Genomic DNA, 16,086 nt, shown 5'->3' on the forward strand with positions numbered 1-16,086 from the left:
AAAAAAAATACTGGTTGCTATGCACCTGGGCAATGGCTATGGCTCCCAACCCGGAGCCTGGCGCATGCCCGGCGTAGACCCGGAAAGTTTCACAAACTTTGATGTCATGGTAAAACAGGCGCAGGCAGCCGAACGCGGTAAACTGCATTTTCTGTTTTTCCCTGATGGGCCGGCCAGCGAAAGAGATATTGAGACCCAACCTCCCGGCCCTAATATCGATGTGATGATGACCATGGCCGCCATCGCACGGGAAACGAAACGGATTGGGTTGGTAGCAACCGGTTCTACAACATTTAACGAACCGTTCAATCTGGCAAGGCATTTCAAAGCTTTGGATGTAATGAGCCACGGCCGGGCAGGGTGGAATGCAGTTACCTCGAGTACAGATGATACCGCAGCTTATTACGGCAAGAGGATTCCATCGAGTGAGGAGCGCTATGGCCGAGCCCATGAGATGATTCAGCTGATGCAGGCACTTTGGGGAAGCTGGGGAAAGGATGCCTGGGTCCACAACAAAGAAAATAGCGAATTCACAAAAAAAGGGGCTATCAATGCCATTAATCTGCAAGGCGAATATGTAGGCGCTAGCGGACCGCTGTATGTTCCACCATCAGCGCAAGGACAGCCTGTGATCGTTCATGGCGGTGGTAGCCCTAATGCCCACGAACTCGCAGGACGTTTTGCCAATGTTGTGGTTGGCGCTACCTTCACCATTGATGATGCGCGGGCTCAACGCAAAGCGTTTAGAGATGCAGCTAAGCGGTATAGTCGTGATCCTGATGAGATCAAATTCTTTGCAGGTCTCATGACCACGATTGCCAAAGACAGGCGTACCGCTTTAGATCGCAGGATTCAGTTAACGGAGAGTAATTTCCCGGAAAGAGTCGCTTACCTGCAACGTATGCTGGGTATTCCTCTTGATATCAATCGATTGAACGAACCGCTAAACCAAGCACAGTTAACAAATGCACGCCCGTCTCCTTATGATCCTAGGTCTGCTCATGCGTTAAAAATTGCAAAAGAAGGCTGGAGTCTTCGCGATATTATTGCCCATGGTGTTATTGATTACCATCCGGTGATTGTTGGACCGGGTGTAGAAGCCGCAGATCATATGCAGGAATGGTTTGAAGCAGGCGCTGTAGATGGATTTTGGATTACACCAGATGTGAATGCTGATGGGATCGATGCTTTTGTAGATGAAGTGGTGCCTATTCTTCAGCAGCGTGGTTTGTTCCATGAGGATTATGAAGGGGAAACATTTCGAGCCAATCTGGGAGTGCCAGATCAATACGGTATTGATCCTAGAATAATGAATCATAAAAACAAATAAGAATAATTGTTGGCAGATTGATAAGGAAACACCAGCTCAGAAATTTAGCAAAAAGGGACATCAAATAATAATTACCAATTCCAGAGGACCGCATACGATCGATTTCGCAGGTCAAACAGGTGTCAAAGCAGTCAAAATTGAATAGGTAGTTTTAGACAGAAGATCCTGTTATTCTGCATCTCTTTCAGGAAAGTCACGGGATTACCAAAGGATTTGTTCAGTCAGTTGGAGATAGCGATACCTATGATCGGTATCTCCAATTATTTTCCATCCCGAGATGGTGTGATCGAAGAATTAGAACAAGGTTAACTACACAGCCTTTGGGTTGAGAGGTAAATTGGCCGGCCGGTAGTGAAAACTTTTAGCACTAGTATCGCACCCAGTTTTGTAATGGGTGTCCTGCCGAACGGAACGCCGGGAAGAATAGTTCTAACAGTATTAGGAGATCGTTAAAGCAGTATAGAAACAGCCATGCAACTGGTCAATGATACGGGATTTGATGCCTACAACACAGGTTCTATTGCAGAATCCTGGAGCTTATTAATTTTCAATCTTTAAAACCAGACTATTTCGATATAATCTTCTACATAACGTTACCTAACAGGCATTTTTTGTAATGTTTTCACAGGTTGGTTTAGATCTATATTGATAAAACTTAACAGTCTTCAATAGCAGCGATCCATTAGATTGATTTTGGCATTTAGAAAAAATTCAACTCTTGATTATTTTATTTTTAGACAAAAACACTATATTTGTCTAAAATTAGACGTAATATTATTTTTTGCTGAATGAAAGATGATTTAGTTAAAGAGCACATTATCAATTCTTCCGTAGCGGTATTTAAAAAATTAGGATTTGATAAAGTCACAATGGACGATATTGCTAAAGCCGCAAATAAAGGAAGGAGTACACTCTACTATTACTTTAAAAACAAACACGAGGTTTTTGAGCAGGTGGCCGAGATGGAATATCTTTCTATAATAGAACCGGCTAAAGCAAAAATTAAAAAATCCAACAACATTGAAGAAAACCTACGGTTCTATAATGAGATTAAACTCAAAAGTCTCATAGACAAAACCAAAGAATATACTTTTCTACTAGAAGATATCAGGCAAGACTTCAATATTGCTCATTCCCTATTTATAAAATTAAGGCATATAGAGAATAGTATTTTTCAGGAAATACTCACGTGGGCAATCCATAAAAAAGAAATCGCTCCCATTAATCAGGAAAATAGGCAATTTTTAGCAATGACTATGGTCACTGTCTATAATAGTTTAGAAAAAGAAATGCTGCTTTACGGCATCATAGAAAATATGTCTGTAAGGATAGATTGGCTTGTCAATATTCTTATTAAAGGTTTAAAATACGATCAATAACTAAAATCCTCACCATTTAAAATTATAACATATGCGCAAGTTTCATTTCATCCTTTTGTGTTGTTTGGCAACATTATTATTTCAAAGTTGTAAAAAAGAAGAAAAAGAAAGGGAAATTCAGCCCATCGAGGTTAAAACCGTAATGGTAGGCAAGACTTCTTCAGAAAACAGTGGAGTCCATTTTTCTGCCACCGGTAGAATCGCTGCCGATAAAAGCGTAAAACTAAGTTTTCAGGTATCCGGAACCATTGAACAATTTCCGGTAAGTATGGGCGATTTTGTACAAAAAGGAAGCTTAATTGCCAAAATAGATGGCACAGCCTATCAAAAACAATATGAAGCAAGAAGAGCGCAGGCTGAAATGGCAGAAGACAATTACAATCGTGTAGCAGAAGTCTATAGCAAAGGTAGTATTGCTGAAGTAAAAATGGTAGAAGCTCGATCTAACTATAAACAGGCCGAAGCAGCCGCGCAAGCCAGCTACCAAAATGTAAAGTTTACTCGTATCACCGCTCCTTTTACGGGTTATATTGGTGAAAAAATGATGGAAACCGGAGATCTGGCATCACCCGGGCAACCCATCGTCGATTTTTTTGATATTGATAAGCTTAAAGCCATTATTCCTATTCCAGACGATCAGGTTAATCAATATCAAACCGGAGATAAAGCTATTGTGAAAATAGAGGTCTTAGATACTGTATACGAAGGGGAAGTTACAGAAATATCCGTACAATCAGATAGCAATACTCCGAGCTATACCGCAAAAATTACCATTACTAATCAAAACAAAAAAATAAAGCCCGGTATGGCCTGTACGGTTATACTTCCCGAAAAGGAAAAAACTTCAGAAGAGGACTCTAAAATTTTCATTGTTCCTGTAGAAACCGTTTCGGTAACCGAAAAGAATGAAAATTTTGTCTATGTAGTCAATGAAAATAAGGCAGAACGACGCATTGTAAAAACCGGAAAACTATACAACAATGGCATCGCCATCACCGAAGGTTTACAAAAAGGAGATCAACTTATCACTTCAGGCTATCATAAGCTTACGCAAGACACTCCGGTTACCATTAAAAACAAACAATAAGTGCTTATTTTATGAAAAAACAAGGTTCTATGATAGAATGGGCAATGAAAAATAAAGCTTTTCCACTGGCATTAGCTTTTATTTTTGTGGTGATTGGCTTGTTAGGGCTTTTCAATATGCCTCGTAACGAATTTCCTGAATTTACGATTAGACAAGGAGTGGTAATTGGGGTTTATCCCGGTGCCAATTCACAAGAAGTAGAAGAACAACTTACCGCTAAAGTTGAAAAGTTTCTCTTCAGCTATAATGAAGTAGATAAAGAAAAAACCTATTCCTATTCGCGAGAAGGCGAAATGTATATTTATGTGGAAGTAGCCGACCGTATAGGCCACCATGAAACTGAACAATTTTGGAACAAGCTTAAGAATGATCTATTAATCTTTCAGCAACGTAGTGTTCCTCCCGGTGTTAAGGGAATTATAGTGAATAGTGATTTTGGAAGTACTGCCGCGATGATTCTCGCTGTAGAATCTAAAAACAGACCTTATAAAGACCTGCAAAAACACGTAGAAGAAATAGAAGATCAACTGCGTCAGGTGGAAGGGATGGCAAAGATTAGTCACTCTGGTGGCCTTACCGAGCAAATTGCGGTTTATGTAGACCAAAACAAATTGGCACAATTCGGTATCAGTCCGGGCACTTTAATGCAAAGCTTGCAATCGCAGGGAACCATAAGGCCTAACGGAACTTTAGAGTCGCCTAGTTTTGACCGTCCTATAAATTTGAAAGTATTCCTTAAAAATGTGACCGATATTTCAAACCACATTGTAAGCACCGATCGAGACGGTCGCGTGATCCGTATAAGAGATATTGCCGAAGTAAAAAAAGAATACGAAGATCCAGACTCCTTTATTACCGCTAACGGAACCAAAGCGATGATCATCACGCTAGAGATGGCTTCAGGTAATAATATTGTACAATTTGGAGAACGAATTGATGAAAAACTGGATACTTTTCAAGAACAACTTCCGCAGGATATTCAGTTAAGAAAAATCGCAAATCAGCCCGAAGTAGTTCATCATTCCATAAGCCACTTCCTTAAAGAATTCGGCTTTGCCCTTGCAGGGGTAATTATTGTAACGCTACTGCTTTTGCCTTTTCGTGTAGCTTCAGTTGCCGCAGCCACCATTCCTATAACCATTCTGGCAACACTAGCGTTAATGTTTATGCTGGGAATGGAGCTGAATACTGTAACCTTAGCTGCTCTAATTATCGTGCTGGGAATTGTCGTAGATGATCCCATTGTGGTGATAGACAACCACGTGGAAAAACTAGATGAAGGGCAATCCGTTTGGAAAGCAGCCCTTAACAGTGCCAAAGAACTTTTCCCATCGGTATTTACAGCAACCCTTGCGATATCGGCCACTTTCCTGCCTTTGGTATTCTTTATGTCGGGAACTGCGAAAGACTTTTTAAGTACCTTTCCGTATACCATAATGCTGGCATTATTCCTTTCGCTGGCCATTTCTGTATTATTAGTGCCCTTCTTCAATACCATATTCATTAAAAAAGGATTGCACCATAACAAAAAGGATGAAGACAAAGAGAAGAAAAAATCGATGCTAGAAAAGTTACAGCACTTTTTCGATAAGAGTGTTGAAAGCGCCATGAAGCATTATAAAATTACAGTAGGTATTGGTGTACTTTCTATAGTTGTAGGAGTATTCTTTTTCTCTAACCTATCGCAGGAATTGTTTCCGGTAATTGAAAGGAACCAGTTTGCAGTAGAAGTTTATCTTTCTAAAAACAGCAGTCTCGAGGAAACAGAAAAAGTAGTTAAAGCGTTTGAGAAGGTAATGGAAAAAGATGAGCGTATTCAAGACTATACCAGTTTTATAGGCGAAAGTTCTCCAAGATTTCATATGGTATATGCGCCTAACCTTCCTGCTAAAAACTACGCCCAAATTTTAGTGACCACTACCTCAGACGATGCTACGGAAGAGGTGTTAAAAGAATATGATAAAAAATATTCTGAAATGTTTACCAATGCGTATGTAAGGATGAAACAGCTGAATATGGTTGCCAAACCTGCGCAGGTAGAAGTGCGCCTTTTTGGTGATAATATTGACACCTTGAAAAGCTACGGAAACAAAATTATTGATCTGGCAAGGGAAACTCCGGAAACCATTTGGTCTAGAACCAATTATGGGGAAATGCAGCAAACCCTTACCATTGATGTTAATGAAACCGAAGCATCACGCCTGGGACTAACAAGTGAAGATATCGCCAACACTATAGCAATGAATATGGAAGGCTTAAATGCCACACAGGTTTGGGATGGGGATTACGCTATTAACGTAAAAATAAAGGCTGAAGATCACAAAAATCAATCGGTTTCCAGCCTAAGGGAATTATCCATTATTTCGCCTAACACCGGTAAAACAGTACCACTACGTCAGGTAGCCAAAATAGCCCCGGGTTGGGAACAAGAACAAATTGTTAGACGTAACGGAATGCGCTGTTTAACGGTACGCGTAGATATCGAAAAAGGAGCCGTAGCTAATGTAGTATTAGGCAAGCTTCGTCCCAAAATAGAAGAAATGATGCTTCCCGATAGCATTACTGTAGACTATGGAGGCGAACACGAAATGAGTCAGGAAAACCTAATGCCTATGGGGATCTCCTTATCCATAAGTATTCTTATTATATTCTTAATTCTACTTTGGCATTTCAAGGAATTTAAACAAGCCTTATTAAGTTTCATCACAATGCCGCTTAGTATATTTGGTGCAGCCTTAGGACTAATGTTAATGCAATATCCTTTTGGATTTACTTCCTTCTTAGGGCTATTGGCACTTTGCGGGATCGTGGTAAGAAACGGTATTATATTAATCGATTTTGCTAATGAATTGAGAATTCATCACGACCATTCAGTTTACCAAGCTGCCGCACACGCCGCCAAACGAAGAATGCGTCCTATTTTCCTTACCTCCTCTGCAGCAGCTGTTGGAGTAACACCTATGATTATTAGTAGATCAAGTTTGTGGGGACCATTAGGAACCGTTATCGCTTTTGGTTTAATGATGTCTATGATACTTACTTTATATGTTTTACCCGTATTATACTGGCTGTTCTTTAGGAACGAGAAAGACGAAGAGGAAAAAGGAGAAACAAAAGAAAATAATGCAAACGCCTAGAAATAGTATGAAAAAGATGCTAATAAAGAACAGTACATCCCTAGTTATTTGTTGTATGCTAAGTTTTTTGTCCTGCGGGAGTTTACTTGCACAAGAAAAACTAAATTTAGAGGAAGTTAAGCAAGCCGCATTATCGTACAGCAACGATATCAAAAATGGAAAAATAAGAATTGAACAAGCTGAAGCTGCCAAACAAGAAGCTATTGCCAACTATTTTCCACAGATTAGCGCTACGGGGGTCGGACTGTATGGGTTTAAGGACTTTATACCTCCTATACCAGAAATACTGCCCGATGGAATCGATAATTTTTATCAGGCAGGGGCAACAGCGACCGAAGTTGTGTATGCCGGGGGAAAAATAAGAAGTGCTAACGCTTTGGCAAATCTTCAGGCGGAAACCCGAACCATACAAGCCGAACAGACGGTGGATTCGGTAATTCTCAATACTGAACAGAAATACTGGCAACTAGTACAAGTACAAGAACAACTTAAAGCTATACGGGCAAGTAAAATATACCTTGATGAATTACTGAAGCAACAGCAAGATTTGCTTTCAGCCGGACTTATCGCTAAAAATCAATTATTGCGGGTAAGAACCAACCGCAGCAGAGTTCTTTTACAAAAAAGCAAACTCGGTAATCAGCGTAAACTTGCATTACTTGATTTAGGGCTTTATGTAGGGAAAATTTATGATACAACTACAGTCGTCGCAGATACATTAAAGCAAGTTACCCCTCCCCGAATTAAATATCCTAAGCCCGACCTTGATTTTGATAATAACAATAATTACAAGTTGCTTGAAAAATCGATAACCGCATCGCAACTACAAACAAAAATTACAAAATCAGACGTATTACCACAGGTTTCTGTGGGAGTTAATGCGGGTTATTTCGGGACGTTCAACGATGCGATTGAGAGTCAGTTTATGCCGTTTGCCTTTGGGATGGTAAGCATTCCCATCTCCGATTGGTGGGGAGCCGGGCGTCATAAAGTAAAGCAAAAAGCCTTGCAGGAAAAAATTGTCCAGAATAATTTCCAAGATCGTAAAGACGAACTTAAAATAGGCATTATGAAGTGCTGGTACGACCTGATGGATGCCTATAAGCAAATTAATTATGCTAAGGACAATCTGGAGTATGCCAACGAGAACCTAAAGGTACAACGGGATAATTACAACAGCGGACTTAATAATCTTACCGATCTATTAGACGCACAACAACAAGTAGAATCGGCCGAAACCGAATACGCCAATGCCTATGCCAATTATAAAATTGCAGAATCCAATTATTTATTTGTAACAGATAACTTATAATAATCAGTAAGTTCTTGGTTGTGTCCATTTCATAATACCATCCATATTTTAATAATATTAATTACAAAAGAATGTTTAGATCAAGCCTCCTGTACCAATATCCACTTTTGAGGTTGTTTTTCAGGCAGGTTGGCTTTTGGTTTGTAGCCTATGGAGTGCTGTTGGTCGTACTATATTTCACGGCACAAATGGTAAAAACGCCATTAGACATTAATTGGAATATTAAATTCCCCAAGCTTTTTCTTTTTTTTATGGCATTTGGTTTTTTAACTGCAACTGTACTTTCTCTAGTGGAAGGATTACTGAAAATATTGCCATTTAAAAGTAGCTCTCTGATTGTTAACAGTCTGGTTAGGACGATTTTTTATTTTGTTGCTCTATGGCTTATTTTGAACGTCATAAAAAATGTATTAAATGACTATAGTTACTTATTTATAAGTGGATATTCGACAACACCTTCAAATACGAGGAATTTTGATATTATCATCCTAACTTATACCTTGTTTATGATTTTTATTGTCAGCTTTATAAATGAAATGATCAGTAAAAACAGCCCCGGGTTTACTATGCCTATGATCCTTGGTAAATATCGATTCCCTAAGGAAGAAAAAAGGATCTTTATATTTCTGGATCTCAAAGATTCTACCCATTTGGCTGAAGAATTGGGGCACTTAAAGTATAGTAGTTTTATTCAGGAAAGCATTATGGAGGTCAACCAAGCAGCTAAAATCTTTAAAGCTCATATCTATCAATATGTTGGCGATGAGATTGTACTTACCTGGAAGTTAGAACACTTTAATACATTAAAAGCCATTAAATTCTTGTTCGCAGTACACAAAAGATTTGAAAAAAGAAAGGATTATTATAATTCTGTTTACGGAACAGTGCCGTTTTTCCGTGCCGGTATACATCAGGGAATCGTTACTGCTATTGAAATTGGTGACCTGAAAAGGGAAATTGCCTTTCACGGTGACACCATGAATGTATGTTCTAGAATACAGAGACTTTGCAAAACTGTGAATAAAAAAATACTTATTTCAGAAGAGGTAAATCAGAATGAGGAAATAGCCCTAAACTTTAAAGTTACTGCGCTAGGTTCACATTATCTTGAAGGGAGAGAGCATCCTATCAATCTATTTTCAGTGGAAGAAGAATGATTAATGATTCTTTTCCCAAAATTTAAAAAATAGAGTAGAAATGATTATACAGCTATAAAAGTTATTCATCGGAGTTCCAGAACTATCAATTCAAGGATTTTCTAAATTGAATGGGTGACATTTTTGTCTTTGCTTTAAAAAGTTTACTAAATGACTGCGGATAATCGAAGCCCATTTGATAGGCTACTTCTGAGGCTGTCAAATCGCTTGTACTGAGCATCACCTTTGATTTTTCAATTACCTTTTGGTGAATATAATGTTGGGTAGTTTGACCTGTGGTGGCTCTTAACATATCACTCAAATAATTTGGAGAAACGTGTAACGCATTGGATAGAAATCCAACTGTTGGGAGTCCGTTGTGGAGTGGTAAACCTTTTTCAAAATAATCATTTAATGTTTGCTCTAACTTGCTCAATAAACTCGTGTTGGCAGGTTTTCGGGTTATAAATTGCCGATTATAATATCGATTGGAATAGTTTAATAGTACTTCTAAATGTGAAATGATTACATCCTGACTAAAATGGTCTATCGAAGTTTGGTATTCCTTGTGAATATGCTCCATAATGCCACCAATATTGGCTTCTTCCTCATCAGATAAATGTAAAGCTTCGTTCATTTCGTATTTAAAAAAACCAAACTCATTAATACGATTGGCAAGAGGATAGGTTTGTAAAAAATCTGGGTGAAATAGCAGCCACCATCCTTGTGGTTTATTCTTGCCCGGGGTTTCTACAGCTATCAATTGTCCGGGACCACAGAAAATCATTACGCCCTCATCAAAATCATACCATTGCTGGCCGTACTTCATTTTTCCATCAAAATCTTTTTTGATAAAAACAGAATAAAAATCATTGATAAAACTTCCGGGAACAGCTTCGTTGACCTCGTTTAATTCATCAAGATTGATGACACTTATAAGAGGATGTTTTGGTGACTTTATATTGAGCATACGATGCACTTCGGTCACGGAGGAAACGTGTTTAAAAGATTTTTTATTCATAATTTAAAAATAGTAAAAAAGGAAACAGTTGTGCTGTTTCCTTTCTTAAGTAGTTAACTTATTGATCAATACTTTCCATTCCGTGGGCATCATATCTTGCACCTGTGTCTGCTCCTAGTGGAACAATCCGTTCTAAACGCTGCACATCTTCATTGCTCAATATAATATTTGTAGCCTCAAAGTTCTTTTCTAAATGGGTTCTTTTGCTGGTTCCCGGTATTGGAACATAACCTTTAACTAAAACCCAAGCCAAAGCCAACTGCGCAGTAGTCACTTGTTTCTCGTTTGCTATTAGTTCAATTTCTTGTACCAAATCAAGATTTTTTTGAAACTGTTCTCCTTGAAAACGAGGAATATTCAAACGCCAATCGCCTTCCTTTAAGTCTGACGGACTTTTAATATCTCCGGTTATAAAACCTCTACCTAAAGGTGAATACGGCACAAAACCGATTCCCATTTCATCCAATGCCTTTAAAATACCTGCTTCTTCTACCGTTCTTTCAAACAATGAATATTCGGTTTGTAATGCTGAAATAGGATGTATATTGTGCGCTCTTTTTATAGTTTCTGCAGTGACTTCAGAAAGTCCAAGGTATTTCACTTTTCCTTCTTTGACCAAATCCGCCATCGCTCCGATAGTATCTTCAATAGGAACATTGGGGTCTAAACGGTGCAGGTAATACAAATCGATATAATCTGTATTCAGATTTTTCAAAGAGCGCTCTACAGCCGTGCGTACATATTCGGGTGTTGCGTTTACTTTCCAGGTTAATTCACCCTTATCATTTATTTCGTAACCAAACTTTGTCGCAATGGTATACTGATCTCGCTTGCCCTGAATTGCTTTTCCAAGGAGGCGCTCATTGTCTCCGGGACCGTATTGGTCGGCAGTATCTAAGAAGTTACCGCCCAGCTCCAGTGCTCGGTGAATGGTATTAATGGCTTCTTCTTGGTCTGCGGTTTTGTACACATCGTGACCGGCAAATTTGGTCATTCCCATACATCCAAGTCCTACTTGTGGAACGACCAATCCTTGTGATCCTAATTTTACTTTTTTCATTAGTTCTCGTTTTTAATTCGGATACAAAGTTCAGGAAAGAAGTGTCCTTGTAAGTGTTCAAATCTCTTAGGTTTGTATGCAAATCGCTCTTCAGCTATTGTTTTGTCAATTTGAGTACGGTGATTTCTGAAGTGGTTCCCAATCTAAATGGTGGTCCCCAGTAGCCGGTTCCAGAATTGGTATAGACCCACATATTTTCACATTTGTTAAGTCCTTTCGTATATGGCTGAAAAAGTTTTATAAGAATATTCCAGGGGAAGAACTGTCCTGCATGCGTATGCCCTGAAAGTTGTAAGTCAAAATAGGGAGCAGCTTCCTCGGCAATATTGGGTTGATGCGCTAATAAAATTTTAAGGTCTGTCTCCGGACTTCCCAAAAGTGCTTTCTGAAGATCAGGTCCACTGCCAGGATCCACTTCTTTTACTTCCGGATCGATGACTCCGGCAAAAAGGATGGATCTTTCCTTTTCAGGAACGACAAGATGTTCATTCATCAACACCTGAATACCCAAACTCTTGAAATACGCTAACCATTTATCACTGTCTTTGAGGTACTCGTGATTTCCGACGACATACAAAACCTGACTTTGCACTGTTAGTTTTGAGAGAGACGCTAGATAAGATTGATATCTTTCAAAACTTCCATCAGCAATATCTCCAGTTAAAACAACAAGATCTGCTTTTTGGTTTAGCGCCATCTCTACCGCATTATTTACATAAGTAGCGTCAATACCCGGGCCTGTATGTAGGTCGCTGATTTGAACAATTTTATAATTTTCTAAAGATGAGGGTAGATTATTGATTGGTATCTCAACGCTTACCAATTCCGGTCCTAGCTTAGCTTTCCAAAAACCTACTGCGAGCAATAAAAAAGAGAAACTAAACAAAAATGAAGTCGCAGATTTTGAAAACACAATAGATACCCATTCCACCTTTAAATAGACCAATGGAAGAAAAAGGATGTCTCTAAGGATAAGAAATGTAAGCAGTAGACCAAGTAGACCGATATCGAAATGCACTAGGGCTCTAAGAATCAAATCTGGTTTTTCAGGTAAAACGCCATACCATACCAATGGGTATAGCAATACCGTACCCACTATAAGGGATGCTAGAAGCCAAGAATACGTACCAATTCCGGTAATTCTATACCCTAGAAACAGCAATAGCGCAGCACAAATCGAAACAGCGATGACCAGAAACCAATTCATATATTTTTTTACTGGCCACAAAAGTCACAACTATTGCTTTATGAAAAGGGTTTAAATCTCTGTTTTTTGTGTTTAGATTTGTTGATTTCGGCCGATTTAATGCTTAACTAAAAGCGTATCGTTATTATGATGAATCAACTCTTTAAGTTAACAAAGAAATGTAATAATTATACTGCACAAATCTGCCCAATTCAAATCTACAATTTCGGCTAAGCCTAATGATTTATAACAAGAATAGAGAAAAGCTCTCTGTACGTTATCATTGCTACAAATGCATCAGCAAGAACACTATTTGTAAGCTACCTCAGACTAGAACTGGTTAATTTTTCTAAACATGTTCAAATGACGAGATTAAAATTCTACATGATCATCTAACTGAAAAGCAACTGATAAATTCGTTAATTTGATTAAAACATCACGTATGGCTATTCAAGCAACAAAATTGCAACTATCGAAAATCATATTGGAAAATGAAAAGACGGACTTTTGGGATGAATTGAGTATATCTGAACAAAAAGAAATAAAAAAAGGCATAAAAGATTTAGACAATGGAAAACGAATTTCTTACGAATCTTTTTTAGAGAAAATATCTTAATAAATAAATTTATTTTATCTGCATTTGCTAAAGTTAAAAATTTTTAAAATGTTAAATTTTGTTAACGCATCACCAATTCGGTGTCCCCTTTTTTCAAAATCCGTGTGATGCCTCATAAACATTGATACAGTAAAATTTTGGTCGTTCCGCCCGACTCCACAAAAAACATTAAAATCCTGCCAGATGTATCTGAGCAGGATTTTTGGTTTAAGACCTCTGAGCGCTAGCGAAGGGAATTTTACATTTGCTGAACTGGAGATATTACGGTGAAGCAATGCTAGCCCACCTGGCGCTATTAAAAATGCGTTTTATATCACTCCCCATACTCCGCTTTCATCCAGTTGTACGGACTTCTTGCAACCCACTGCCCACGTGTAAAATCAGGGAATTCTTGCGGTTCGCCATTATTGGCAATCGAGGCTTCAGAAAGTGGCGTGATCGCACTCCAGGCTGCTGCGTCGTAAGCATCAATAGGTGGAGCAACCTTAGCGAGTGCCGACTCTACAAAGGCTTTCATCACAAAATAATCCATTCCACCGTGACCGGCTCCGGTGGCTTCTGCTTCATACTTTTTCCAGACCGGATGGTCGTATTGGGTCAACCACTCTTGTGCATCATCCCAGCGGTGCGGCTCAGATTTGCCTTCGATGTAGATTCGGTCGCCATCCTTTTCCCATAATCCATTTGCTCCTTGCACTCTAAACCCTAACGAATAAGGTCTGGGCAAATTGGTGTCGTGCGTCACAATGATTGTTTCTCCGTTAGCACACGCTATAGTAGACGTGATCACATCGCCTTGCTTAAATTTGACCTTAGCATTAGGATGCGATGCACCTGCTTGCGCTACAATATGATTGTGCAGGCCTACAGCTTTGGTAGCACTGGCAGTCATACTTACAAAACGATTACCCCGGTTGATGTCTGCCATTACTGCGATAGGTCCCACTCCGTGTGTAGGATACGTATCCCCGTTGCGATACACCGAATGTTTGGTGCGCCATTTTGCTTCAGAGATTCCTTTTTCGCCAAACTCCACACCACCGCCATAGGGTTGTTTCCCATCATTAAACTTCACTTCTCTAAGGTCGTGTTGATAGCCACAACGGTAGTGAATCATTTCACCAAAAACCTGTTGTTTTACCATATTGAGCACGGCCATCACATCCCTGCGAAAATTCACATTCTCCAAAAACATCATATGCGTGCCGGTCGCCTCGTGGGTATTTACCAGATCCCAGCACTCCTCGATGGTTTGTGATGCCGAAACTTCCAAGCCGGCATATACCCCGGCCTTCATCGCCGCCACGGCCATCTTGGTATGCCACAACCACGGCGTAGCAATGATCACTGCATCTACTTCTTTTGAATCCAAAAGGTTTAAATAATCTTCTTCGTGCTTGCCAAAAACCAAAGGCTTCTTTCTCCCCTGTTTATCGATTAGGTCTAATGCGATCTCAATGCGCTGCGGATCAATGTCGCAAATCGCAGTGATTTCCGTATCGGTTCGTCGCATTGCGTTGTTTAAGTGATTGATTCCTCTTAAACCAACCCCGATGAAACCAAGTTTTAATTTTTCGGCCAAAGGCTTTGCATTTAGTGGAAAAACCAAATGCGGTGTAAGACTTATTCCGGCTCCAACCACCGCAGTTCCTTTAATAAACGTTCTTCTGGAATTCATAGATTTTAGTTTGACATTGGAGCATGCTTCATTGCTACTCGTATCTTTGTTAAATTAAAACATTCCTTCGGTCCTACAAAACCCTGCTAAACCTCAACCTATGTTACGCCCTTTTATCGATGCTCACGTTCATCTTAATACCAATACGCAGACTAAGCTTCAACTGGCAGCGCAGTACGATGCGTATTTCGTTTCCATCAATACTGATATTCCTTTCTTTATTGACCTCCAAGCGCAACAAGAGATGATCACTACCCTAAACAAAAGTGCGCAGCGTTCGTTTTTTATCACCTCCTTTGATACTCAATATTGGAATACCCCCCGCTGGCTCCCTCACGCTATGGAACAAATTAAAGCCGGAATTGCCGCCGGTGCCAAGGGCGTTAAGATCTGGAAGAATATTGGGATGGACGAAAACCTGAAAGACGCGCAAGGGAATTTTGTTTTGCTTGATGATGCACGTTTTGATCCCATTTTTCAATACTTGAGCGATGCCGGAATTTTATTGATCAACCATCAAGGCGAACCGCGTAATTGCTGGTTACCGCTGGAAGAAATGACTGTCGCTTCTGACCGGAACTATTTTGCTGCGCATCCCGAATACCATATGTTTAAAAACAAGCACTACCCGTCTTACGAAACGCATATGGCCGCACGGGACCGGGTGTTAGAACGCTATCCAAAGTTGAACTATGTAGGCTTGCATTTGTTTAGTATGGAATATGATCTCGACGAGGTCGCTAAGCGGCTCGACCGGTTTCCCAATACGAAAACAGATCTTGCCGAACGCATTTGCCACGTACAGCTGCAAGCAATGCAGGATTGGAAAAAAGTCCGTCAGTTTTTTATAGACTATCAGGATCGCATCATTTATGGCACTGATGTTATTGATGACGGAAGTACCTCTGCGGAAACCATTGCCGCCAAACTAGAACAACTTTGGAAGTATCACTGGGAGTTCTTTGCCACAGACCATATTATGGAAGCTCCTGAATTCACCGGAAGCTTTAAAGGTTTAAACCTGCCGCAACCCGTCTTGAAAAAAATCTTTTACAGCAACGCCGTAGCCACCTACAAGCTAGACCTTCCCCAAACCGATTTTTAAAAGAAGAGATACGAAATTCAGTGGGCAGTACCAGTAGGC

12 protein-coding genes are annotated in these 16,086 nt (G+C 39.7%); 8 read left to right on the forward strand and 4 right to left on the reverse strand.

Annotated features, from left to right (window positions below; all coding sequences use genetic code 11):
- The first annotated feature begins 19 nt into the window (after nucleotides 1–19).
- The 6 genes from LDL79_RS01940 to LDL79_RS01965 all read left to right on the forward strand — a co-directional run bounded on the left by LDL79_RS01940 (nucleotide 20) and on the right by LDL79_RS01965 (nucleotide 9,402).
- A complete protein-coding gene (locus LDL79_RS01940; RefSeq protein WP_225599919.1) occupies nucleotides 20–1,330 on the forward strand; it encodes an NtaA/DmoA family FMN-dependent monooxygenase in 1,311 nt (436 codons plus the stop codon).
- A 788-nt stretch (nucleotides 1,331–2,118) separates the two neighbouring features.
- Entirely contained in the window at nucleotides 2,119–2,709 is a 591-nt protein-coding gene (locus LDL79_RS01945) for a TetR/AcrR family transcriptional regulator (RefSeq protein WP_225598952.1), read from the forward strand.
- A 31-nt stretch (nucleotides 2,710–2,740) separates the two neighbouring features.
- Entirely contained in the window at nucleotides 2,741–3,796 is a 1,056-nt protein-coding gene (locus LDL79_RS01950; RefSeq protein WP_225598953.1) for an efflux RND transporter periplasmic adaptor subunit, read from the forward strand.
- 11 nt (nucleotides 3,797–3,807) lie between these two features.
- Complete coding sequence (locus LDL79_RS01955; protein WP_225598954.1) at nucleotides 3,808–6,933, forward strand: efflux RND transporter permease subunit; 3,126 nt, start codon at nucleotides 3,808–3,810, stop codon at nucleotides 6,931–6,933.
- Between the two features lie 55 nt (nucleotides 6,934–6,988).
- The gene (locus tag LDL79_RS01960; RefSeq protein WP_009780927.1) at nucleotides 6,989–8,245 is read left to right on the forward strand and encodes a TolC family protein; all 1,257 of its coding nucleotides are present in this window, start codon (nucleotides 6,989–6,991) and stop codon (nucleotides 8,243–8,245) included.
- 71 nt (nucleotides 8,246–8,316) lie between these two features.
- Nucleotides 8,317–9,402 carry an adenylate/guanylate cyclase domain-containing protein gene (locus LDL79_RS01965; protein ID WP_040532817.1) on the forward strand — a complete coding sequence of 362 codons (1,086 nt, stop codon included), beginning with the start codon at nucleotides 8,317–8,319 and terminating at the stop codon, nucleotides 9,400–9,402.
- A gap of 85 nt (nucleotides 9,403–9,487) precedes the next feature.
- Here LDL79_RS01965 and LDL79_RS01970 read toward each other — a convergent pair whose 3' ends face one another.
- The 3 genes from LDL79_RS01970 to LDL79_RS01980 form a co-directional block, all read right to left on the reverse strand.
- Nucleotides 9,488–10,402, reverse strand: coding sequence for a helix-turn-helix domain-containing protein (locus LDL79_RS01970; protein ID WP_040532822.1), 915 nt, complete (start codon nucleotides 10,400–10,402; stop codon nucleotides 9,488–9,490).
- Between the two features lie 58 nt (nucleotides 10,403–10,460).
- Nucleotides 10,461–11,462, reverse strand: a complete 1,002-nt coding sequence (locus LDL79_RS01975) for an aldo/keto reductase (protein WP_009780930.1) — start codon at nucleotides 11,460–11,462, stop codon at nucleotides 10,461–10,463.
- Between the two features lie 94 nt (nucleotides 11,463–11,556).
- The gene (locus tag LDL79_RS01980; protein ID WP_050759331.1) at nucleotides 11,557–12,669 is read right to left on the reverse strand and encodes a metallophosphoesterase; all 1,113 of its coding nucleotides are present in this window, start codon (nucleotides 12,667–12,669) and stop codon (nucleotides 11,557–11,559) included.
- A 421-nt stretch (nucleotides 12,670–13,090) separates the two neighbouring features.
- On the opposite strand from LDL79_RS01980, the gene LDL79_RS01985 reads away from it, so the two are divergent.
- Entirely contained in the window at nucleotides 13,091–13,264 is a 174-nt protein-coding gene (locus tag LDL79_RS01985) for a hypothetical protein (protein ID WP_009780932.1), read from the forward strand.
- A gap of 313 nt (nucleotides 13,265–13,577) precedes the next feature.
- Here LDL79_RS01985 and LDL79_RS01990 read toward each other — a convergent pair whose 3' ends face one another.
- Entirely contained in the window at nucleotides 13,578–14,942 is a 1,365-nt protein-coding gene (locus LDL79_RS01990) for a Gfo/Idh/MocA family oxidoreductase (protein ID WP_225598955.1), read from the reverse strand.
- A gap of 100 nt (nucleotides 14,943–15,042) precedes the next feature.
- On the opposite strand from LDL79_RS01990, the gene LDL79_RS01995 reads away from it, so the two are divergent.
- The gene (locus tag LDL79_RS01995; protein WP_225598956.1) at nucleotides 15,043–16,047 is read left to right on the forward strand and encodes an amidohydrolase family protein; all 1,005 of its coding nucleotides are present in this window, start codon (nucleotides 15,043–15,045) and stop codon (nucleotides 16,045–16,047) included.
- The last annotated feature ends 39 nt before the right edge of the window (nucleotides 16,048–16,086 follow it).

Source organism: Leeuwenhoekiella palythoae (assembly GCF_020310025.1).
Lineage (GTDB): Bacteria > Bacteroidota > Bacteroidia > Flavobacteriales > Flavobacteriaceae > Leeuwenhoekiella > Leeuwenhoekiella palythoae.

Excerpts from the sequence above, each read along its gene's own strand:
- LDL79_RS01965 (WP_040532817.1), top strand. The coding sequence starts at position 8,317 with ATGTTTAGATCAAGCCTCCTGTACCAATATCCACTTTTGAGGTTGTTT.
- LDL79_RS01945 (WP_225598952.1), top strand. The coding sequence starts at position 2,119 with ATGAAAGATGATTTAGTTAAAGAGCACATTATCAATTCTTCCGTAGCG.
- LDL79_RS01950 (WP_225598953.1), top strand. The coding sequence starts at position 2,741 with ATGCGCAAGTTTCATTTCATCCTTTTGTGTTGTTTGGCAACATTATTA.
- LDL79_RS01995 (WP_225598956.1), top strand. The coding sequence starts at position 15,043 with ATGTTACGCCCTTTTATCGATGCTCACGTTCATCTTAATACCAATACG.
- LDL79_RS01975 (WP_009780930.1), bottom strand. The coding sequence starts at position 11,462 with ATGAAAAAAGTAAAATTAGGATCACAAGGATTGGTCGTTCCACAAGTA.
- LDL79_RS01960 (WP_009780927.1), top strand. The coding sequence starts at position 6,989 with ATGCTAAGTTTTTTGTCCTGCGGGAGTTTACTTGCACAAGAAAAACTA.
- LDL79_RS01970 (WP_040532822.1), bottom strand. The coding sequence starts at position 10,402 with ATGAATAAAAAATCTTTTAAACACGTTTCCTCCGTGACCGAAGTGCAT.
- LDL79_RS01985 (WP_009780932.1), top strand. The coding sequence starts at position 13,091 with ATGGCTATTCAAGCAACAAAATTGCAACTATCGAAAATCATATTGGAA.
- LDL79_RS01980 (WP_050759331.1), bottom strand. The coding sequence starts at position 12,669 with ATGAATTGGTTTCTGGTCATCGCTGTTTCGATTTGTGCTGCGCTATTG.
- LDL79_RS01955 (WP_225598954.1), top strand. The coding sequence starts at position 3,808 with ATGAAAAAACAAGGTTCTATGATAGAATGGGCAATGAAAAATAAAGCT.
- LDL79_RS01940 (WP_225599919.1), top strand. The coding sequence starts at position 20 with ATGCACCTGGGCAATGGCTATGGCTCCCAACCCGGAGCCTGGCGCATG.
- LDL79_RS01990 (WP_225598955.1), bottom strand. The coding sequence starts at position 14,942 with ATGAATTCCAGAAGAACGTTTATTAAAGGAACTGCGGTGGTTGGAGCC.